This window comes from Oligoflexus tunisiensis, from assembly GCF_001748245.1.
Taxonomy (GTDB): Bacteria; Bdellovibrionota_B; Oligoflexia; order Oligoflexales; family Oligoflexaceae; genus Oligoflexus; species Oligoflexus tunisiensis.
This window is the reverse complement of sequence record NZ_BDFO01000001.1, coordinates 1019797-1042960: the sequence shown is the minus strand read 5'-3', so window position 1 is coordinate 1042960 and position 23164 is coordinate 1019797. Positions and strand designations below refer to the sequence as shown.

Annotated in this window: 14 protein-coding genes; 3 read left to right on the top strand and 11 right to left on the bottom strand. The window is 49.0% G+C overall.

The features are described from left to right. Positions 1-20 precede the first annotated feature (20 nt). Positions 21-971: a trypsin-like serine protease gene (locus OLTU_RS04595; protein ID WP_176736330.1), complete on the bottom strand. Its 951-nt coding sequence runs from the start codon at positions 969-971 to the stop codon at positions 21-23. A gap of 362 nt (positions 972-1333) precedes the next feature. Here OLTU_RS04595 and OLTU_RS04590 point away from each other — a divergent pair, with 362 nt between their 5' ends. Together OLTU_RS04590 and OLTU_RS04585 are read left to right on the top strand one after the other, a co-directional pair. Beyond that, positions 1334-8206 (top strand): RHS repeat-associated core domain-containing protein, encoded by a 6873-nt coding sequence (locus OLTU_RS04590; protein WP_141731577.1) that lies wholly within the window; start codon positions 1334-1336, stop codon positions 8204-8206. 14 nt (positions 8207-8220) lie between these two features. Beyond that, entirely contained in the window at positions 8221-8463 is a 243-nt protein-coding gene (locus OLTU_RS04585) for a hypothetical protein (RefSeq protein ID WP_141731576.1), read from the top strand. Positions 8464-8735: 272 nt separating this feature from the next. Here the strand turns inward: OLTU_RS04585 and OLTU_RS04580 are convergent, their stop codons facing one another. The 10 genes from OLTU_RS04580 to OLTU_RS04540 form a co-directional block, all read right to left on the bottom strand. After that, positions 8736-10091, bottom strand: coding sequence for a hypothetical protein (locus OLTU_RS04580; protein ID WP_141731575.1), 1356 nt, complete (start codon positions 10089-10091; stop codon positions 8736-8738). A gap of 1401 nt (positions 10092-11492) precedes the next feature. Further along, positions 11493-11966 carry a hypothetical protein gene (locus tag OLTU_RS04575; protein WP_141731574.1) on the bottom strand — a complete coding sequence of 158 codons (474 nt, stop codon included), beginning with the start codon at positions 11964-11966 and terminating at the stop codon, positions 11493-11495. A 10-nt stretch (positions 11967-11976) separates the two neighbouring features. After that, complete coding sequence (locus OLTU_RS04570) at positions 11977-13143, bottom strand: RCC1 domain-containing protein (RefSeq protein ID WP_141731573.1); 1167 nt, start codon at positions 13141-13143, stop codon at positions 11977-11979. A gap of 88 nt (positions 13144-13231) precedes the next feature. Continuing rightward, a complete protein-coding gene (locus tag OLTU_RS32255) occupies positions 13232-13525 on the bottom strand; it encodes a hypothetical protein (RefSeq protein ID WP_218109839.1) in 294 nt (97 codons plus the stop codon). 267 nt (positions 13526-13792) lie between these two features. Further along, positions 13793-14323 carry a DDE-type integrase/transposase/recombinase gene (locus OLTU_RS04565; RefSeq protein WP_141731572.1) on the bottom strand — a complete coding sequence of 177 codons (531 nt, stop codon included), beginning with the start codon at positions 14321-14323 and terminating at the stop codon, positions 13793-13795. 749 nt (positions 14324-15072) lie between these two features. Further along, positions 15073-16101: a hypothetical protein gene (locus OLTU_RS04560; RefSeq protein WP_141731571.1), complete on the bottom strand. Its 1029-nt coding sequence runs from the start codon at positions 16099-16101 to the stop codon at positions 15073-15075. 1243 nt (positions 16102-17344) lie between these two features. Next, positions 17345-18049: a hypothetical protein gene (locus tag OLTU_RS04555; RefSeq protein WP_218109838.1), complete on the bottom strand. Its 705-nt coding sequence runs from the start codon at positions 18047-18049 to the stop codon at positions 17345-17347. 109 nt (positions 18050-18158) lie between these two features. After that, complete coding sequence (locus OLTU_RS04550; RefSeq protein WP_141731569.1) at positions 18159-19046, bottom strand: Hint domain-containing protein; 888 nt, start codon at positions 19044-19046, stop codon at positions 18159-18161. An 11-nt stretch (positions 19047-19057) separates the two neighbouring features. Continuing rightward, complete coding sequence (locus OLTU_RS04545; RefSeq protein WP_141731568.1) at positions 19058-20731, bottom strand: hypothetical protein; 1674 nt, start codon at positions 20729-20731, stop codon at positions 19058-19060. 105 nt (positions 20732-20836) lie between these two features. Next, positions 20837-22042: a hypothetical protein gene (locus tag OLTU_RS04540; RefSeq protein ID WP_141731567.1), complete on the bottom strand. Its 1206-nt coding sequence runs from the start codon at positions 22040-22042 to the stop codon at positions 20837-20839. 376 nt (positions 22043-22418) lie between these two features. Here OLTU_RS04540 and OLTU_RS04535 point away from each other — a divergent pair, with 376 nt between their 5' ends. Further along, positions 22419-23159, top strand: a complete 741-nt coding sequence (locus OLTU_RS04535) for a hypothetical protein (RefSeq protein WP_141731566.1) — start codon at positions 22419-22421, stop codon at positions 23157-23159. Positions 23160-23164 lie beyond the last annotated feature (5 nt).

Genomic DNA, 23164 nt, shown 5'->3' with positions numbered 1-23164 from the left:
GCCCGCTTTGCCACCAGCTCTTAAAGACTTTGATTCTGTCCTGAATAGACGAAGGATGAGGTCGGAAGAATACTCTTCAGCCACAGATCGATGCTGCTGCGGTGCCAGGGATCGATCAGCCTTGTATGAATATTGATGGAAGCATAGCCATCTGCGGGATCGAAGAATGTATAGTCAGCATTCACGCCAACCACAATATTCTGACCCACACGGTAAACCGGACCGCCCGAATCACCGGGGCAAAGGCTAAAGCCCGTCCGGTTGCTCTGACCATCATAGCGAACACCAGGAGTCAAAAAGAAGCGACTCGCGAAGAAATCAAGATTGGGTTTTTCCACGTGCTTGCCCCAATCGTTGATTTTGTATGAACTCACCACAGCGCCCTGACCAATTTTCTTGTGAACAATGTTGCTAAAGGTGCCATTGACACCTGCTTCGCAGCCATAGCCGACCACGTCGACCGTATCACCGTCCAGAACATTTTTCACATCCACTTGAGCCGTCGGCCATTGGCTGGGCAGATCCTTTGTGAATTCGATGATGGCGATGTCGGGGGGAGGCAGGAGTTTGACGTCCAGGGACGTTCCACAGTCGACGCCAGAGGCACTGCATTCAGCCGCATATTCATCCTGAATATGAATCGCTTTGATCTTTCCTGAATGCCAGAGACGCGTATCCTTTTCATTGCGTGTCGGGAAGTTGGTAATCTGGAGCGTGGTGCCTGCCGCAAGGTTGGTTTTGATTTTTCCTTTCCTGTCCGCAACACAATGGGCTGCCGTTAACAGGTGACGACTGCTCACCTTCGTGCCGCTACAAAAACCGGAGGGCATCTTGTAATAAACGGCTGAACCATACTGCGTGGCTTTGGCCTGCTTGCCACCAACCAAATTCAATTCGGATTCAGGCTGGGCCGAGCCGCAGCTGATCAAAGGAAATAGACCAATCAATGCAAAGATTTTTCTAAAGGACATGGGTTCACTCCTCGTCCGGGGTTTGAGTTCACGGACAGAGGACGGTCCAGGTGTCAGGAAACTGCAAGTCGCTTCCAGGAAGGCTTTGAGGGAGTCGTTCAAACTCTGACGCCGCTGTCCATGACCCTGACGCCGCCCCCGCCCAACCAAGTGGAATTCTTGGACTATTTCATGGTTATTTTCTTGCAACATTCAACCCAAATTTCGACAACCGAAATCCCGTGACGCAGCAATGCTTGCATTTCAAGGACCTTAAGCAAGTCCGGGTCTCAATCCTTTTTGCTTAAGCCATGCATGCATGACCGAAGACCAGTCATCTGAATCACAGGACTTCCAGAACTCTGCAATGTGAAGGGAATTCCATGACAGTCGCAATTCTGAGAACGGCCATGATGTGCGCCCTGTCCCTCCTGATGGGAGCACGACTGGCCTGGGGGCAGGCTCAGCCCTTGGATCTCACCAGAAACTTTTCGGTCACGGATGATGGAAAAGCGGCATTGACCATACCCATTGTCGCGCCTCCTGGCACCTCAGGGATGCATCCCAATATAAGGCTGGAGTATAACAGCCAATCCGATAACGGAATTCTCGGCAAGGGCTGGAATATCAATGGTCTGAGTTTTATCACGCGCTGTGCCAGGGACCTGGCCCGCGATAACGTGATAGGATCGATCAACTATGACGCCAACGATCGCTTCTGTATGCAGGGTCAAAGGCTTATCGCCATTTCGGGCGCCTATGGCCAGAGCGGAACGAGCTATCGAACGGAGCGTGAAACCTGGAGCGATATCAAATCGGAAGGCGTGTGTGGCAACGGGCCCTGCTCCTTCACCGTGCGAACCCGGGACGGCTTGAAACTCGAATTCGCAACCACCGAGAATGCGCGAATCCGGTTTGCCGGCAATGGCGCCCATGTCTATCTTTGGGCCCTGAACCGGGTGACCGACAAGAATGGAAACTTCTGGGACGTGGAGTATAACCGTTCGGATTATGCGTTCACTCCCAAAATCCTATCCTATACCGGCAACAGTAAAACCGGTCTGGCCCCGACGAAAAACATCCAGTTCATCTATGAAGACCGTAGCGATTACAGGCCACTCTGGGCCAACGGAGTCAGACAGGAAGTTCGCCAACGCGTCCGTGAAATTCAGGTGAACGCATCGAATGAACTGGTCCGCTCTTATAAACTCTCCTACATAAACAGCGCAACCAGTCGGACCAGTCTCCTGAAAAAAATCGATGAGTGCAGCGTCAGCGGCCAATGTTTGCTGGTTTCCGAGTTTGAATACAACCAGCCCAACCCGGGTTTTAACGCCAGCAAATCCTTTGATCTGCCAGGAAAGATCTATCACAATAACCGCGATGGCTGGGACGTAAAAACCGAGGGGCTCCTTCAGGATCTCGACGGTGATGGCATCGTGGACTTTACCCGCGCCACATGCTGGGATCAAAACCTGCCGTGCGACCTTAAAATCTATCGAGGCAACGGTAACGGCTATCATGCCTATGACGGCTGGCAACTGCCAGGACACGTTTTCAAGAATGAATACGCCGGCTGGAGAGTCAAGACGGAAGGTCTCCTCCAGGACCTCGATGGGGATGGGATCGCCGATTACACTCGCGCCACCTGCTGGAAGAATAACCCACCGAATGGCCAGGCCTGCGACCTTCAAATCTGGCGCGGAACGGGCCATGGCTTTGTCAAGGAATCAGGCTGGACTCTTCCCAAACATCTCTTTTTCAACGAAGGTGAAGGCGAGTGGAATTTCAAATCCGAAGGCATCCTGCAGGACCTGAATGGCGACGGCGTGGCTGATTTCAGTACCGGAACCTGTTGGGATAAGGAAAAGCCCTGCGATCTCAGAATCTGGAAAGGGACTCGCCGCGGCTACCAGCTGGTCCCGGGCTGGGAACTTCCCTTCAAGGTCTTTCACAATGAGTACGACGGCTGGCGCGTTAAGGGCGAAGCCATCGTCCAGGATTTGAACGGCGATGGCATTACGGATTTCAGTCGCGCCACCTGCTGGGAAGAGGGCGGCTGTGACACCATGATTTACCATGGCACAGGCCACAGCTTTGTCAATTCCGGTTACAGCATGCCCGCAGGGGAATTTGTCTATAAGAATGAAGGAAACGGCTGGAGGGTCAAGACCGAAGGCGTGTTTCAGGATTTCAATGGCGACGGTATTGCTGACTTCACACGCGGAACGGTCTGGCATGACGGGACCAACAGGCTCCGTATCTACTACGGCACAGGCCGGGGCTATCGCTACGAGAATTTCAATCTCGATGATAAGCTCTTCCATAACAAGTCACATGATTGGGAAGTCAAGACTGAAGGCGTTCTTTTTGACTTCAATAACGACGGCTTGCTTGACTATACCCGTGGGACGGACTGGGATATTGGTGACCCCTACCTGACCGTATTTCATGGCTATGGGCGCGATTTGGGAGGCAGCGATTTCCAGAATTCCGGCTACGGACTTCCCGACAAGTATTTCTTCAATGAATCAGAAGGCTATAGGATCAAGACCGAGGGAGTGCTGAGGGACCTGAATGGCGACGGAGCCATTGATTATACCTCGGGCACCTGCTTTAACGATGCGAGCGGCACCTGCCGCCTCGGCGTCCACCTCAACAAGAGCGTGAACCCCGATACGCTCAGGTCCATTCGCAATCGCATCGGCGGCCAGGTTCATATTGATTACCAGGCCCTGACCAGAAGCGGCATCCATGCCCGATCCATGGGAAGTATTTACCCCAAGGTGGATTCACAGTCGGCAACTTACGTCGTGTCGCATTATGCGTTAAGCGATGGCAACGGGGCTGTCTATAATTTTGATTATCAGTACGAAGGCGCAAAAGTCAGTCAGGATGGTCGGGGCTGGCTGGGTTTTGGAATGATCGCCCAGACCAATCGCGAAGCCGGAATCATCACCAAAAAATACTTTCATCAGGACTTTCCGCGAGCCGGCCTTATGGATTTCCAGGATATTGTCCGGCTTAATGGAAACCTTTTGAAACGTCAGCGCTATGAATATGTTTCCCGCTCATCCCATGCCGGAGTTTATGTCGTCGAAAACTCCAGCGATCGCCAGGATCTCTTTCTGGATGGAAGTTATGATTATACTCTGGCCAAAAACTATGAGTATGACGAGTACGGTAATGCCACTGTGGTCCATGATATCGGGGATATCAACGATCCTTCGGACAATCTTGCCACCTGTGCAAGCTTTTCGAATGATCTTGCATCCTGGCAGCTGGGAAATATCACCGCCATCAAGGTGACCAAGGACCTCAATCAGTGTGAACCGGAAACCCTGCTCACATTCTCCAGCGCCTCTGATTTTAAATTGACCCGTTTCACCTGGGACAGCGAATTCAATCTGGTGGCTGAAGAACGCTACCGGGATACGTTCAACGACTTTGTGAAGACCAGCTATAAATACGATGCCTATGGCAACCGCATTGAAACTCAAAATGCCCTCGGCGCGATCGAGAGTGTTGAATTCGATGCCCTCACACATACCTTTCCGGTAAAATTCCTGTCCGCTCTGAATCAGAATGGTCAGCGCCTCACAACGTCGGCCACCTATTCGCACAAGTTTGGGCAGATCCTCACGCAAACCGATATGAACGGCAACGTCACGCAAAACCGTTATGATGACTTTGGGCGCCTCATCGAACGCCTGGGGGGGTCTGATCAGAATGGAAACCTGGTCAGCCTCGAACAGTTGAGCTATACCGATTGTCCCGGCAGCGGCGTCTGTGCCGCGGGCTTGTATCTTCTGCACCGCAGCCGGCCGACCTGGGCCGACAGTGATGAAGCTTCCTGGCCCTGGACCAAAACATTTGTGGATGGGCTCGGCCGTCAATATCTGACGCAAACAGTTGGTGGAGATCAAGGCGAAAAAATTATCGAGCGCTGGAGGAAGTTTGATGCGCAAGGGCGCATTATCCAGGAATCCAGTCCCGCCTTCCAGGGTGATCCTGTAAACTGGGCTCAGCAAAGCTATGATATCCATAGCTCCCCGACCCGGATGATCACGCCCGATGGTGCCGTCACCAGCACCTGCTATGGATTGGGCAACGATAGCCTCAATATTCAGGATGCCTGTCAACAGGAGCCCACCCAGGGTTTCAGTTTGCTGCGGATGTCACGTCCCGTGGAGAAGGCTCCGGAGGAACCGCAGGATTCCTATGCGGATATCATCGCTCAGATCGAGCAGTCCATTAACAACCAGAGCGCCTTAACGCGTGCGAATCGTCAGACTTTGATCGCCGGTCCTGACCCGCGGTTAAGAAATGACGAAACCTCGCAACTGAACCGTTCCCTGCAGAATTTCAATCCCCAGGGTCTCATGATCCGGGACCAGGCGATTGATGAAAGCGAAGTCACATACCAGTACAATGCCATGGGACAGCTCACCACCGTCAAGGATCGGAGTGGAGCGCAAACCTCCTATACCTATGACTCCCTGGGCAATGTGATCCAGGTGAATGATTCCACCCGTGGCACCAGGACCTATTTGTATGATGAGCTGAGCCGCCTGATCGAAACCCGTGATGCGAGGGGTTCGGTTCTCAAGTTGACCTATGATCGTCTCAATCGTCCGGTGAAGCGTGAAATTTTTGCCGCCGGTCACTCCCACAAACCGGAGTCGAGCAGTGTTCTGGCTTATGACGACCCCAGCCTTGCCAATAGCATGGGCCAACTCGCATCCGTCTCCTGGGATGAATGGGATGAGTCCGAGCGAGCCTTGCTCGAGTATCGCCAGTCGTTTGCCTACGATGCCTATGGTCGCACAACCCTGGATCAGCTGAAGATCAAGTCCGATCGCAAAAACCGGCCGCTGGAATTCCTGGAGCATAACAAGGAAGTGAATTACACATCCTCCATGGAATACCTGCCGACGGGAAAAATAGCCAAACGCGTGTTTCCTGATGGAGCGGTGCTGACCTATGCATACAATGCAAGTTTGCATCTGGAAGCCATCGAACTTCAGGAAACCAAAAAGAATGGAAGCCTCGATACGGCCCAGCTGATCGCAAGGTTCAGTGACTATACCGCCCTGGGCCAGTATCAGAAAATGGTTTATGGCAATGGAGTCGAAAGCCATCTGACGTATGATGCCCTGGGACGCATGATCTCGAAGGAGACTCTATCGAAGGATGGGGAAAGTGCGGAAAAGCTTTCCTATCTTTGGAACAAGGCTGGCAAGCTCTATTCCATTGAGGATGGAGCCGACAGCAGCCGCAATCAGGAGTTTTACTATGACATGCGCGGACGCCTCGAGTCAGCAAAAGGTCCTTACGGGAGCAAGTCTTATGTTTATGATCCGAGTGGCAATCCCCTGGTCATCGACGACCTCTCCTTTGAGTACAGCCCCGGCAGCGCGCATCAAATTGCAAAAGTGCTGGATTCCAAAGGCCGGGAATTGGGCGCCTACACCTACGATGCCAATGGGAATATCACCTCGCAGCCGGTTCTTGATTCCGACAGGCATCGCCATGGCCGAAATGATCACCAGGATCGCTGGTATTATACCTACGATTCCGAAAACCGCCTCGTCGAAGTCCGGAAGGGTCACTCGAGTCGCAACGCGAAACTCGTAAATCGCTTCGTTTATGCTCCTTCCGGGGAGCGCCTCAAGAAAATCGATGCGAACGGCAAGACCACGCTTTACCTGGGTTCCGGATATGAAGTTGCGGTGCAGGGGCATGGGAAGCAAACGCATACCAAGCATATCGTCGACAGTCAGGGTGTGATCGCGGCCTTTACGAAGGACTATATCCGCGGCAAACAGCTTACGCTCCTGGATCAGAATCACAATAACCTCATGGCACAGGCTGCGAATGGAGGCAGTTTTGAAGGCCTGCAGCTGAAGGTCAGCTCATGGCTGCATCTGGCCAGCATGGGCCTTGAGGAAACCATCGGCAACACGATTTTGACCGGTTGGATCGTGGTGTTTGCCCTGGTCTTCGGCTGGATTTGTTATGCCTTGACCCGCATTCACTTCGGCTTAAGAAAAGGCTTTATTTTCCGTCAGATCGCTCATGTTCTGAGCTGGGCCATTATTCTTCTGGCCCAACCGTCGTGTTCCAGTCCTCCGGCCTGGAAATCCGGACCCAATGGTCAGGGCTATCCAAGTGGGGAGCGCTATTTCCATAAGAATCATCAGAATTCCACGACCCTGGTTTCCAACGCCAAAGGTCAGGCCGTCGCGCGCGTGAGTTATGAACCTTTCGGCAAGCTTCATGTCGAAAGCAGTTCAGGCGAGGATAGCTTCCGGCAAAAGTATACGGATAAGGAACTCGACTCCGATTCCGGTCTTTACTACTTTGGTTCACGTTTCTATGATCCCATTACGGGACGCTTCCTGACGCCTGATCCTGCGTGGCAGTATCATAATCCGTACATGATCGGAGGCAATGACCCGCTCAGCGGCATCGATCCCGATGGAGAGTTCTTCTGGTTCCTGATTGCCGTGTTCGTCGGTGCTTTGGTCGGTGGCTATGTCGGCGGTGCCATGGCCAACGGCAACAACTTCAACCCCGCGCAGTGGGATTGGACATCAGGCAAGACCTGGGGAGCGATCTTTGCGGGTGGCATCCTGGGTGGACTGGGAGCCGGGGCCGGAGCCGCGGCCGCAGCGGCCGGTGCCAGTATTCGGGTTATTATTGGAATCGAAGCCGCCGTTGGGGCTGCCGAAGGGCTGGTGAGTGGTGCCATCAGTGGCAAAACGGGCCTGGATCTCTTCACCTCGACCTTGATCGGGGCGGGGGCGGGAGCTCTGCTGGGCGGTGTGTTCGCGGGAGCGGGCAGCGCTCTCGGCAAAGGTTTCGGCAGTGCCATCGGAACAGCAGCGCGAAGTGCGGATGCCCCATCCGGTCAGGCCGGTCAACTCAGGGTATTCTGGTCAGGACCTGGTGCCATGGATGCAGCCGCGGCCTATGCTCGTGCCAATGGTGGTATTACACTGGAGATGACGCCTCTGGGTCGTGCTCTTACGAAATTGACCAACGTGGTTGGATTCAAGCATACGAAGGGTCTTTGGCAAAAGGCATCCGAGAGATTCGCAAGGCAGGCTCAGGGACCTGTTCATGCCTTCCATTCCGCGGATGGGGTGAGACTACAGAGTATCTGGACTCGGATTGAATATCCGATACTCAAATCAAGAGGCGTGGATATCAATTATCATGTCAGTCCCAGTGTTTTAAGTGACGGGATTTGAACGGAGGTCGGTCCATGTTTTTTGGAAAGAAATACAAAGTCAAACTCCTGGGACGTTCCGGGATGATCTATACCGAGGGCGGGAGGAGTCTCTCCCTCGTATCCGAAATGCTGGTGGATGGAGACTATGATATGGTCATCCATCTCAGCCGGGCCTCACGCTGGGAGGATGGCACGCCCTTGTCCGATGAGGATAAGGCGCAGATCAAGTCCAATATCATCAAGGAACTGAAAACGTCCCGGATTGATTGGAGCTGAAACTTTCGCTATGGAAAAAAGATCCCCTGGGCACAGGGGATCTTTTAGACGGTAGTATCGCAGCAATCGCATGTGCAGGCACCACCCCAGCGAGGCAGACAATGCAGCAGACGAGGTATTTTCGGATAGGCACCAAGCCTGCAATAGTCAGATAGAGAGCAGCAAAGCCATCCAAAAGGAAGTGAAAATGAAAAACCGCAGGTTGTTTGCCTGGGGGTATCTGTTTACCTAATTGGTTTGAAGGTTATAGGGTTCAATGTATCAGCAGGCTTCTACAGATATGGTATGATGTTGGAGAAGTCAATTGGAGTATTGTCCAGATTTTCACTTGGGTCTCCATAGTCAACATGACCCTTGATTTCGTCTAATAGAGTGGAGTTCTCTTCCACCGGATCCTGCATATGCTCTCCGGTAAGCTTGTCTGTTTTGAATTTTTGGCAATAGAGAGGCCCATAAAAAGTGGTGTCACAAATGCCTTTCTTCAAAAGAGCTGCCGCCTCTTTCTTGCGCTCCTCTTCAGATTTATTGAAACCATCTTGGTTATAAGTCTTATCCTTATTCTTCGAGACCTCTCTCTTGAAAGACTCGAGTAGGCATCTCGCCACAGGATTGTTAAAGTTTTCCTGATCGTAGTTAGCGAGCATTTCCCCTGGCTTGGTGACAGGTGAAGGGTCTCCCGCATATGAACCTACGTGAGTGTGCTCAATTGTGTCGCCGGTTTTGCCAGAGTTACTGGAAGAGGAAGGGGTTTTATGATTAGTTCCTTCATCTTTCTTGGAACTGCTGCTGCTCTTGCTATCATTATTCGATGACTTTTCTTCCGGCTTTTTGGGTTGAGGCTGGTAGTCCTCATTGGGAATATCGCGCGAGAAGCTGCTTCCGCATTTAGGCTCATCCTTCACGCACATAATATCGGGATTGACTGTCGTTAAATTAGGATTGGCCTTTGCTTCAGCATAGGCTTCAGCATAAATCTCCTTGGCTCTTTGTTCCGACAAAGGCCCTGATTCAGTGGTTTTTCCGTTTGAGTTCGAATGATCCGCCCCAGCTTCCATATCGACGCTGGAAAGTCCACTGAGTCCAATTTGTGATAAGAATTTACCGAATACAGCTGTTGTGGTGGTAGACTCAGTTGTGGTCTTGTTCACTGCAGAGGCTTTCTTTGCGCTTTCGACAGCATACGTGCCATATTCCATGCCAGCCTTCTTCCTGGCAGCTTCGCTCCATTCATGGCGGTGCATGCCTTCTTCTTTGCTATAACGATATTCCGTGTGCCAATATCCAGCTGTAGCAGAACCGCCCCCGCCAGTTTTATGGCCAATGAGTTCATCCCTTAGATCAACTTGCTCTTGCCTGGCTTTATCTACACACTTTCCAGCGGCTTCAGCCATACCATGTCTGACAATGCTCTCTGAGCAGTTTTTCACATCAGGCCGACCAGTAATTTTACAAAAGGCTGTTGCCGTAGCTTCTTCTTTTTCTTCCTGAGTACATATTGGAATTCCGTCAGCGTCAGCATGTTCTTCGGTATTGGCGCAATGGCTGGCGCCGTAAGGTACCTTATGGGCAAAGCCTGTTACAGGCGCAAAGGCCAAGATTGCTATGGGTACATAAACCAGTCTCTTCATAGTATAAACAGCTCCCTTCAAGGGTTTCTGTCCGTTCTCCTTATATCTCAAGGCATTTTAAAACAGAACGGTCATTTAAGCGTTTAATGACATTATTGTTTTCGACCAGAGTTAATTTTTCTGAACTCGAAACGGAACCCACGTCAATTATTCCGCTGGCAAAAATCTCCAACACTTCGCCGTCCCGAAATTGATGTGAAACAATGCTCCTCAAGTGATTTTGATGTCGCATAGCAAGACCAGTTAAGGAGATCGGATATTGCAGACAGGGCGAAAAAGCCTCGACGGGAGTTTTCCAGGAAGATCATTTTGCGGTGAAATTGATCTGGTCATTCAACTCAAAAAGAAAACAACGCAAGAGGTTAGACTGTTCCCTCCTTTGGGGTCTTCAGGAGGACAATGGGGGAAGGATAGGCTCTCCTTCTGCAAATTCTTCCGTAATTGACGTTGTAAAGAGACTTGCTAGTGGCCGACTGGAAACAAGATCCCCTGGCACAGGGGATCTTTAGGACAGTGGTATCACAGCAATCGCATGTGCAGGCACATCCGCTTGCCCTACCTTGGCTCATTCCTTCAGAAGACTGTTATCAGCCCCCTTGGCCGCGCCGATGAAACGATAGATGGGCTGGAAGTTGGAGAATTTAAGAGGCGAGGCTAGCTCCAAAGCTTTCTAAAGTAGAAATGATTTACAAATCTATGTTACACATGCAAAAGTGTTAATTAAAAAATTATATTAAAAGTTAAAGTGCGTTATTACACCAAGAAGGCTCTCCCGTCCTGCCACTCTTCTTTCTCCTCAGTCCAAGGGGTAGAGGCAAGTCAACATAGCTGCGAGCTCAACCTTTTGATCTCTGACAGAAAACTTGCAGTCGGTGGTCTTAATCAAATTGGGGGGCACTATATGGTCTTCCTTGGCATTGGTCTTGAGTCCATTCACGTCAGCCTTGAGAAAGGTTTCGATCCAGCCTTCGACCTCGGACTCTTTCAGGTCCTACTCCCGACAGACATCAACCAGGGACTTCTCCCCCTTCATGATCTTGACTATCAACTCAACCTTGCGTGGCAGTCCATCTCTGAAAGGCGGCTTCATTGCATACCCCGTTAGTACAGAATTTTCTTATACCCTGTACGAATCAGGAGGGGAACACTCCAAGTCTGACTGCTTCTGATTTGAACTCGGAGGAAAATTTGCGGCATTTACCTGCGGATTTAGCTGACTTCTCTGGATTCAATTCTAGACTCCTTATTCTCACGGCTACATCTTAACAGATGCCTCCGCGGAATCCGGATAACTTCACCTGGTCCTTTTCTTCTTCTCTCAGATAGAACTTCTATTACTACGACCTTTCAATAATTTTCATGACCTTTCGGTATAGATAAGCTGCAAGCTTATCTGCATCCTTAAAATATTTTTTTCTTTGCCTCAATGGCCTCCAATGACCGTGATTTCTCACATTCAGCTTCAACGGGCTCTTGGCTCAATAAAGGATAATATCTAAAGCGAGTTTCACCAACCGTCCAGGACGCCAGAGTCTGGATTTTTTCATCCACACACAGGTAGGAGCCGGACGGGTCTAATGGATCAACAATTAAATCCGCTTTAAATACACCGTCATTATAAAATCCTGAACAGGCAATTCTTGTTGGAGCCATGAGGTCTGGCTGATGTTCAATGTGTTCTTCTGTACATTGATCCTCTCCAACCTTCTTGGAAACTTGCTCATATTCAAAGCTCAATACCACAGTCCTTTTAAACAGCGCGCTGCTCTGAATAATACCTTCGCATTTGTAAGAAATCCTGGATATACAATCTTCTTTTTCTTTACCGCATGCTACCAAAGTTATCACGACGAGTAAGACTTGATAGGGTTTCACATTATCTCCGCTAGTTAGAGAAAAAGCGCAAGACTTCGATCGGATCCGTGAGTGCATACCTTGAATTGGCCCAGCAGTATAGATTTTGATCATTCGTAACAGCACAAGTACCCAACTGGCCTGCACTTACATCTATAAAGTAACTGGAATCAGGGATAACAAATTCCTTCAGCTTGGAAGTATCAGCTTCTCTAGAAGATTTATCGTATCTATTGCCAGTTTCATGACTTCCCCAGCAGTACAACACCCCATTACCAATACCGCAGGAAAAACCTTTACCAGAAGAAATTGAATCTAGCTTGACACTCTCAAGAACAGCGATTTTCGTAGGAGCGAAAATGCCTCCAACTGTCCCTCCAGTTATGACTCCGTAATGGTTCCCACCCCAGCAGAAAGTCTCGCCCAACTCAGAAATAGCGCAAGCGTGAAAAATGCCTGCCGATACCTTTGATAATTTAATATCAGACCCGAAATCAATTTTAACAGGGCTTAAACTTTTCTCGACATTTGGACCAAGCTGCCCCAAACTCCCATATCCCCAGCAATAAACATCGCCGGCCGTTGTCAAGCCACAGGTATAACCCTCAGATGAGTGCACACTTTTAAATGTCTCACTCACGGCAATTCCCACAGGAACGATGCTGGATTCTGTATCCCCTGACCCAAGTTCCCCACTGACATTGATCCCCCAGCAATAAACCTGACCTTCTTCCGAGACGGCACAAGTATGGTAATGTCCTGAAGAAATGTTCGAGATCTTGGAGTTGTTGGGAAAATGAATCCTGGTCGGCTCCGTTACTGCTGCGACGCTCTGAGGCTCAGAATTAATTCTGGTGGAACTACCCCAGCAATACACCTCTCCCTGTGCATTAATAACACAGTTATGATAAGAACCACTTGATAATTCTATAATTTTCCCTGTGACATCAGTCGAAGTTACTTTTAAAGGTACTGATGAAGAAGCAACAGCTCCACTGCCCAGCGCCCCAGATTCAGAATCCCCCCAGCAGTATACTTCACTCATTCCGTCTATGAAGCAAGAATGATACATTAATCCCATGCTAACTGACTTGATAGAACCACCTTGAAACCATATCAAAGGTTCATCCTTTTTTTCATTATCGCCGCAGGAAGTGATCACGAAGGCAAATATTGCAAACAGTGTCCTCACTCTCATACTTACTCCGCCAATGGCAATAAGGGGGCCTTAAATCAACTGGGCGTTCCCCGTCGTAATATACCTCAGTTTACACTTGCAGAGCCCATCAAGTCCCCACTTGAAGCTCGCGTTTTAAAGCCAATTCTGTTCCGGAAAAATGCTCTTCGACTTTGCTAAGCCGAAGAACGCCACCATCACTTTCGCCTAAATCCAGCCACAGGCAGCGTTGTACCGCGCAATCCGACCTTTTGTTTCTATATGTGCTACCGGTTTCGCAAGCTATATCAAACTCATGCTCGAACGGTTCCACCACATCCTGGCTGAGAAACCCGGAGCAAGCGTTGCTAATGCCATTTGCATAGATTGATGATGTAAAGGCAATGATATCATCAGGAGCCACTGGATACCAAGTAAACTGCGCATAGAGATTGCTTCCATATTTAGTAGTACTTGGAATAACTTAGAGAATAGCTCAAATACTGGATTGAATCGTAAGTTACAGGATTATCGGCGATGCCAACGTCTATGTTGTCCTGTCCGAGCATAGGTGACACAAACCCGGCCTAAAATTATGTCAACATCCCCTTCCTCGGCATGGCTTCCTGCGATTTCCAGTATACATGCCTTGAACTCCGGGTCGATTCTCTACCCGACTTCCTGCGTTCCATTAGTGCCTTCGCCCCATGTGATGGACGACATTCGATGCAAACCCGCCCACGCTCATGTTGGGTCGGTTGAAACAGTAGTCGTGGATTACCGCGGCGATTCTCCTCTGCGCTTCAGCCTCATCCACATAGTAATCCTGCAGTTTGATTTCCTCAGTTTTGAGCGTTCCAATCACGCGCTCGGTCCTGGCGTTTCCCGTCAGTCTTCCGATCCCTGAGAGCCAGAGTTTGAGTCCTTGAACTTCGATATTACGCCGGGTCCACTTGGAGACATTGGGCCTCCCATGATCGGCCACAAGCAAGGGCTTGAGCGCTGATTCTGGCAGCGAATCGATTCTTTCGATGGCTACAGCGTCTGTTACAACAGCGACCACTTCGTGGCTCGTAATTTGATGCGACAGCGTCCATGAGAGGATCTTGCGCGAGTACCAGTCGAGAAGAACCGTCAGATACATGTGCTTGTCTGCCACGCGAACCCAAGCCCAGTCAAGACCCCAAAGGAGATTCTTTGCTCGGGGCTCATGACGGAGCATGTCCTTAGGTGGGATATCGGTCTTACGTGATGATGGGTCCCAGGCGTGATTGAGCCCATTCTCTTTCGGGATCTCCGCGACTTTGGTTTTCCCGACCCATGTTTTTTTTCTCCAAGGCGTAGGCAATCCTTCGGCATCTGTGCTCGGGATTTTTCCGTGCGTAGTCGATCACGCGCTTGATTTCCAGCGGACGAAGTTTGTTGAGGCCTCCAGCGCCGCCGTGGGGGTTTGGGAGGAGCGGAGCTGGCTCGACGCCAGCGATAGACTGCCCTGGGATTGACTTCAAGGGTCGCGGCGATAGCGGCCAGCGTCTCGCCCCTAGACAAGGCCTCGTCGATTATCGCCAGAAGATTCTTGCGAATTTCAAGGCCCAGATGTCGGCCTCTCAGCGGTCCTTGTAGTCCGAGCTCACGCTTTTTTTGAGCAAGGTCAACTCGATTGTCTGATCGCAGAGCGTCGCACGAAGCCTCTCGACTTCGGCGGTCAGTGATTCGACTACTGACCGCCACAGTCGCTATGAAAAACCAAACCGTGAGCTGGTTTCCTTGATTTCAGGGCCATTCTTAAAGCCTTGATCGCCAGGTCGGCCTTCATATCCACGCGCATATCCCAGCCAACGATTCTGGGAAAGCCGCTCCAGAAGGAGGAGCGGCCATAAAAAAATAAATCAGTCACTACTATCCAGTGTAGTCAAGCCCAATTCATATCTCAGCTTCAGGCCAAGGGCAGTATCGTTTTCCAGGACTGCTTCATTGTTTCGGAACCAATGAAGTCACTTTCAATTCAAATATAAGCTTGTCTTCAAGCTCCTTATCATCCTGAACAACTGAAAGAGAATCAACGGGATTAGCAAGGCTGAATCTTAAAAGTAAGCAATTGTTATCAAGGGAATTTCTAAAAACCCCTTCTACTATACGATTGTGTTGACCGTCCGAAGAAACAATCTTCGAGCTGTATTTTGCGTCAATGTCTGGCCCGCTATGCAATTCAAGCTCTCTTTTATCAGGGTCAGCAAAAGCATTCTTGAATATTTGATTATCGCAGATTCCTGCTTTTGCCTCGCTTACCAATGCATTTTTATTCCCGTCATTTGTTATGAATAAATCTTGAGCTGTACCGGAAGTAATGCCGTCTGCCTCGGAAAAGTCCATTCCTTCGTTAAAAGCAGTAACAAGGAAAGACTGGATACGCTGAACATTGAAATGAACGAAAATAAAGCGGTCAAAAGAAATTTTGCTCGCGATAGCTTTAAAATATCTAACAACGTCGCTATTCTCTGTTAGAGCAGGCAAATTATCAACGCTACGAATGCTCATTGAAATACAAGAATCGAATTTCTTGGCAGTAGCTGTAAAATTCTCAAAATTTGAACCTTGATTTTTCAAGAACCAATTGATTTCGCTGAGTGTTTTCCCACCTAACTCGCCTGGAGCCGGAGTTATTTTGTGATTTTCGCATTGGTCCTTAACAAATCTTGTGGCGAAATTTGCCTTTGTGCCATTGATATCAATTATTGCTGAAATCTGAATATCACTGCTTTCAATAAGCTTTGTAAGAGACTCGTCATCTTCCCAGTAGTAACTCTTGTATTTATCAGCTGTTGGAAGCCGCAGAGTCCAGGGTCCAACTGCAACAAAAGAGCCCTCGATTTCTTCGGGATTCCAACGCTCAGCTGCAGTCTGTTCGGATACCTTTTTATCACTATCGCTATCTTTTCCACAAGCCGACACGAGGAGAGCGCAAGCTGCACTGGAGATTAATACTGATTTTATTTTCATCTAATTAGGCCCTTTCAAATTACAAAAATTCATCACAAGTCGGGTCGCCATCAAAATTGGACGTTCCTGTCCAATCGCAAGTAATACGAATCGTTTGTGCATTCCACGCGTCATAGCAGGCTTGTTTACAATCCAATGGCGAATAAGGTCATCCGGGACCGCTTAGTGAATAGCACCATCTTAAAACGTCACTATCACAGGCCTCGTGCATCCCAATCTCTGACGCTTTTACAATGAAAGACCCGCCAATAGAAATAACATTTTCCTTTTTGCCTTTTCCTTGGAACGGCCCATTTGATGTACCCGCCTTACAGTATGCGCATGCCAGGCGACGATGATCCCGAAGGGCAGTTCGTAATTCCAGTTCGGTCCATACAGGTTTACCGACATGAAACTTGGCTGGTGTGGTTACGCCATGATTCTAAGCATCCTGTGGATGATTGCATATCTCAGGAGCATGCTTGACCCAATCTTCGCGGCAGTATGCGTATGTGACACTCTCTTCAACTAGCACACCTGGCTCAGGCTTTCCGTAAAGATGGGCTGCGGCAGCAAAATTTCCTTTAAGTTCGAAAAAAATAGACGCAGTATTAATTCAACGCACGTTCACACTCCGGGTCCCCATCAAAGTTGGAACGACCCGAATATTCACATGTAAAACGCACAATTTGTTGCTGCCAGGCTTGGGTACATGCTGCAATGCATTGTTCCGGGGTGTATGAAGGTCTGCTAAAAATTAAATCTTGTGGAGTACAAAGCCCCTCCGCCATAGTCCACGTGTTTATACAAGGTCCACCTGGACCAAGCACAGCACCAGTAACAACAAAGGAAGCATTAACTGGTACGACGTTCGTTGCCCTACCTGTTCCCCTAAGCGGCCCGTTGGAACTTCCAGCCCGGCAGTAGGTGCAAGTCAACTTTTTCCGCATCCAATGGCCTGCGGAACGCAAAGCCTCCTGGTTTACTGGCGCCCCAACCCAAAAGGTGTGGTTCTTCCCTTGCTGTGGGTCCCAACTGCCATCAACTGGATGACTGCAGATTTCCGGCGAAGATCCGGCATGCTCGCTATCACAGTAGGCGAACTTGATACCCGAGGCTTCCAGAATTCCATGCTGAACTGGACCTAAAAGGTCCTCGGGAATTGGGCCCGATAAAGCGCTTTTTGCTATTATTAAACACCCGAGAGATATCAATACGAACACAAAACCTTTCATTATTGACCCTTTCAATCATAGGTCTAATCCTAGATAAGCCTGGATACCCTTTGATAGATGTCTTCCTTGGAAAAGCCAGCCAGAGCCAAACCTGTTTTTAAATAGGAAATGTATGGAACCCGCTTTTCTTTATCGACACTGGTTAGGATGAATTCCATGGCCTCTTCCGGCTTATATCTCGCAAACTGCTCGAACGCTTGCATGGTGATATTCGCTGTCGATTTTTCCTCCGGAGAAAGCGTAGAGCTGTATGACAATGGCCGAGTTCCGATGTCACGTAGGATTTCTATGGCAAGGGGCCAGTCAGCACTGTTCTGGCCAAAATAAGCAAGCGTATCTATAAGGGTCACCACCGTGTCGGCCCCCTCCTTGGTCCTTGCTAATTCAGGGCTATCGAGTAGAATTCGACGACCTGCATCAGCAAGAATTCGCTCTTGATATTTGTAAACAATACCGCGGAATTCATCCATTTTTTCTGAATCAATTTTACCTGTTATATTGAGCTTTTTGATTTGTTCGTGAATGATTGCGACTTCTTCAGACTCTTCGTCGTTCAGAGGTACAAATGCCGAAGTCCAGTGCTTCTCTTCAACAGAACCTGGGTCGCTCTTTTCAATGCTTTTCGGGACATTCTGCTCTTCGGGTTCCTTGCTGATGGTGGTCTGCGGAGGCGCCGTAGGCTTATCGATGGGGTTCGCTGCCCTAGTGAAATACAACCCTGCAGCAGAGGCCACAGTCACTATAGAGCAAACCAAAACAAGCTTTGTCTTTCTCTTCATTGTTCTGTAGCCCTTAAAATAGGCAGCAGGGGAACCCCCCCGCTACCCAAGGTGGGATTGTCAATTATTCAGAAACCTGAATATTCTCGACTCTTTGTGTGCGTTCATTCAGGAAGTTTTGCAGGTAAAGGTCGCCAACAAGAATCCCGTTGGCGGTAATCACGTGGTCAAGCACTCTTTCGCCCATCGTATTCACGTTGTAGACAAGATTGCTTTCTTTAGGAAGCATGTAAGATTCAACACTTACAATCACCCGATTGGTCCCATCCTTTGCCAGAAACAAATCGCCTTCCCTGACTTCGCGGGCTACACGCAGCTCGTATTCGCCATCAACGTTTAGGACCATAGGATGCTTTTCAGTAACAGTGATGGACTCGCCCTGGTCGGTTGTGAATCTGAACACTGGCTTTTCCTCGGGACCGACTGTGAATGCACCACGGGTAAGCCACGGTGAAACGCTGTATTCAGCCGAAAACATCTCCGATTGAGTAATCAAGCGGAAGGGGTCAAGGTTTGCTGACTCGAAAAGGTCCAGGATAGTTTTTGGGCCAGATGTGGTATCAAGAACAACATCCGGGGTAAAGCACCCGCACATGCACCGCATTTGCTTAACGCCGCCAGTCAAATTCGGGTCCGGATTGGTCTGAAGGAAGAATGCCCCTCTTGGAACGTTGTGGTCGCCGATGACATCTTCGTTTCCGCCGCCCCCGATTTGACAATGCTCTTCCTGGAGGGTCCAGCATCGAACAGCTGCTTCATCCGTATAGCCAGAAGCAAAGGCATCCGGAAGGCGACAAATCTTGTCAGCATCTGGTTTTGGCTGGGTCAATCCCTCGTCATGGTAGGCTTTACCGTCCTTGCAATAGCCCCAGAATTTATCACTGATGGCAAAGGCGTTGGACGAGCAGACGATTACAAGCAGAATTAGGATTTTGGAAAAGACGATTTTCATGGTTCAGTTCCTTATTTCACAGATTCAAGAACACGACGGATGAAAGTCCTGAGTTCTGATGGGACGCTCAGGTCAAATTTCTGCCCATGCGGCTCTGCGGGGTACATCGAGATAAAAAGGCACTTGCCTGCTCCCTGGTTCCTGAAAGCCGCTTCAAGGAAGAAAGAATAGTCTCCACCGAAATCGTCATTACTGAATCGAATGCCGTAATCTCTGCTAGTAATGATAGAAAGTGGCGAGGACGAGCTGATAATGCCTGCATATTTTGTGCAGTCCGTTTCAGAAGCATAGGTCACCACGCGGACCATTTCACCGGTATCAGTTCTCAGAGCGATTCCCTGACGATCTTCAAGGGTGTTATTGCCGCTGATGACTTTTTTACTAAAAACACTGGCATCTTTCGGGTATCCGAAGGTCCAGGCACCAAGCCTCACCTCTTTAAGGTCTGAGAGGGAGCTTCTCAACGCAAGCTTAGACCTGTCATAAGATTTAATTCCGGGTTCAGCTGCCTTGAAATAGGAAATGCAGCTTGATGGGGAATCGAAGCAGACCAGGGATACGTCCCCAAGGATTGCCGCATTGTTGAAGGTTATCTCCTTGATATTCGAAATAGCGTCAATTTGGGCTTCCTCAAGATAGTCGGAATACTTTCTTAGGATGTCCGCTGCACGCTGGTAATCGACAAGGTTCTGCTGATACTGGGATTCGATTTCCCGACGTTTGGCCTTGGTCAAGGCATCAATGAACTGGTAGCCCCCAGAAGGAACCAATTCATCAAGACCGGATTCCTTATAGTTTTTTGTCAGGTATCTAACTGGAACAAAGGCGGTATCGCTGGCCAGCTGCGCGGGAATACTGGTTCTCGCATACTTGACGGCCTGGTTATAGACTTCAAAACATGGCTTCGGATTGGCCAGGGTGCATTCGACGACGTTGTCGGTAAGGAAGGAGGTGAGTTGGATAGGGTCGCCACCCACCTGTCTTGCGCGAATCGAAAGCTTGACCGACTCTTTTTTCTTCTGGTCAATCTTGTTCAGCTCGCCCTCTATTTTAACGATGTCGACGCTCTCCTGGCCCACAGCAAGTTTCAATTTTCCGCCGATATCCGTTTTATCGCTATCGTTCAGGAAATCGACTTTCATCGTTACAAAAAATGAAGCACCATAATCAACGTTTGTGACAAATTCATCACCGCAGCGTTCCTGAAGCTGGGATTTGTCACCGGCTATGAACTGCTGGCCTTTGTCCGAGACCCGGTAGGTATTCTCGTCAAATGCCACCCGTTTCTTGGTCATCTGCCAGTTGAAAACGAAGGTCGTGGACGAAGAAGTGGCTGCATTTTCCTTGGCATATTGCGCCCCGATTCCGGCTCTGACGGCGGGAAGGTTCAAGTCTGCGGTCAGTTTCCCCTGAGTTTTATCCAGAAAATCCTGATAGGAAAGGTCATAATCAAGCACGAAATTGCTGTCGCTAACCAGGCTTTCCTTAACATTTCCTGTCGCACAGGAAACATTCAAGGTCTTCACCCGGCGGGTATCATACGCCTGCCCCAGAAAAGAATAGGCAAATGCGTCGTTGGAAAGCGTGGAATCCTTTAAAGAGGATTGCTCATTATTGTCATCTTTGGAGCATCCGGCAACTGCAGCGCAGGCCAGCATAGAAATCAAAATTCTTGACTTTCGCATGTAAATCTCCTTCCAAAAGTGTGTATTTCCCAGATTTAAGCACAATGCGGCCGTTTTACCTCCAATTGGTGGCAAAAAATTTGATTTGAAATTTATGTTTAGGCTTTAGAACTCACAGAGTGAGGTTTCGTTAGGACCCGAAAAATCGCACCGGTTTATCCGGCTTGTGACCGTTTCAATTTCATCGTTCAAACGGTTCAGCCTGCTCGCCAGACCTTGTTCTGTTTCACCAGCAAAGATCCCGGAATTAAGTCTGGCTTCGGTCTTCTCTTTTTCAGCCAGCAGTGCTACGAGGTTTTTCCTGTAGGTAGCAATAGCTCTATTCTTGAACGTTAGGGAGGAAGTTTTCCAGCTATAAACCGGGAACTGGTTTGGAAGATAAAGTTCATTATAAGGTGTGGTTGTAATATTCAAGGCAGCCAGTGAATCCAAGCCTGCGGCAGCAACTGAATTCCTGAAACCGGTTCTCGCATAGCGAATCAGAGCTTTGTATGTATCAGCACAACCATCCGGGTCGCTTAAAGAACAGTATTTTTTGCCATTTGCAAGAATATCCCTTAGGGCTGACGTATTCCCACCATACTGATAGGCATCAACATTCAGGACAAAATCCTTGGTTACCTCGTCAGATTCAGAAATCTTGGTCTTTTTCCCGACGGTGGCCCCCAGCATTTCCGCTTTAACTTTCGTTTTTGAATACTTATATTCCCTGTTTCCTACGTAAACAAAGCGAGCTACGATACTAAGGTGCGCCCCAAGGCTGGCCTCGTTCATAACTGAAGAGCCACAAATTTCCAGCACTTTATCAGATGGCCTGGATAACGTCCCTTGGCCGAGGACTGTAAGACTGGGGTCCTTTATCCTCACTTTGTATTTTGTGTAGGTGAAATTCAGGAAAGATGACAATCCAGTTTGCTCATTCGTTTTTGTTTCAACGAAAAGGGTGCTACCGGATGCGCCAGCAACAAGCAGGTTGGCACTACCCTTCACCTTGCCCGACATGCTTGACAGGGTATTCTCGGCGTCCTCCCCGGAACTGAATTCCATGGATGCATGTTCCGCTGCCTGTTTTTCTATTTCCCCAGACACACAGCCGGGGACTATCGTTTTGGTTTCATCAATAAATCCCTTTCCAAGAGTTCTGATATTGGAATTCTCTGGCATAACAATAACTGATGCGTGAGCTGCTTGCGATGACACTGAAAGTAAAGGCATGACGGCTACAAAGCCGCAGCAGATGAGCTTTTTAGTGGATGAAGATTTGATTTCTGTAGATAGAAGAAGAGGCTTTCTAATCGTCATCGGCAGCACTCACTTTCCTAATCTTGACGGTTAATCTAGCGATATCCGTCGCGGTTAACGCATGAGATACGAGAACACGAAAAGTCTCGCCAGTGCTTTCAGTGAGCGCTTCAAAAGCTTTTCACGAATTGCAAAATTCAGGATGCGTCATAAGCGTGGCCACCTACTCAATCCTAGTAGTATCAATATCTGCCATTTTATCTTTGAAACATTTTTTACTGATTTTTTATTTCTTCTAAGCGCCGCGAAATCAAAATGTCACCCCCAGAGGCAGTACGATTAACCCTCAAAGTGATACAAGATTACCCACCGTGGCTAAATTCAATAGACAGCGCTCTAAACCATGGTTATCAACATCTCTATGGAAATACGTGGGAGTGGAGCGATGACGCAGAAGCTGATTGAATACTTGCGCGATGAAATTAAAACGCTAATCGCATCAAAGAACGAAAGCTTACGCTGGTTCAGCCGTCAGGTTGGTGTTGATTATTCGGTGGTCTATAGAATTACCAGTGGCGAGCAGAAGAGTGTTTCATTCTATCAGGCATATAGGCTTTTGAAATATATCAAACCTGACAGTTTTCTTGCGATTCTAGGTGAATATTTCCCTGATGAAGCCAGAGAATTTTTCCCAAGCGGAAAAACACCTGATGACGTCCAACAAATAGATAACGAAAAGATTCTTGCGGCTATTTTCCAAGACCAGCTCCTTTACGAGGTCTTTCTTGCGGCCTCTTGCGGGGACGGTGACCTTAGGTCCATCGAATCTGAGTTTGGGAGCCGCGGATTGGGCGCCATCGACCTTTTGCAAGATATCGGCGCAGTGAAAATCAATAAAGAAGCCCAAATTGACGTCCTGATTGATGGTTTCATCCCGACTGGCGAAATGCTCATCAAGAAACAAGCAGAAAGAAATTTGGACTTAATTGATTTGAATACCCCCGGAACTACGATATTTTCAAATTCGGCGGGTTTAAATTCCAAGGGCGTAGCTGCTGTCTACCAATGCGCACAGGCCCATTGGCACCAGATGACCGGAATCTTTGACCACGACGAATTCAAAGGGAATATCCCAGTTGTCGTTTCGGGGTTGGTCGGACCTTTGGTCGGAAAAGAAAGGAAGTAACAGCC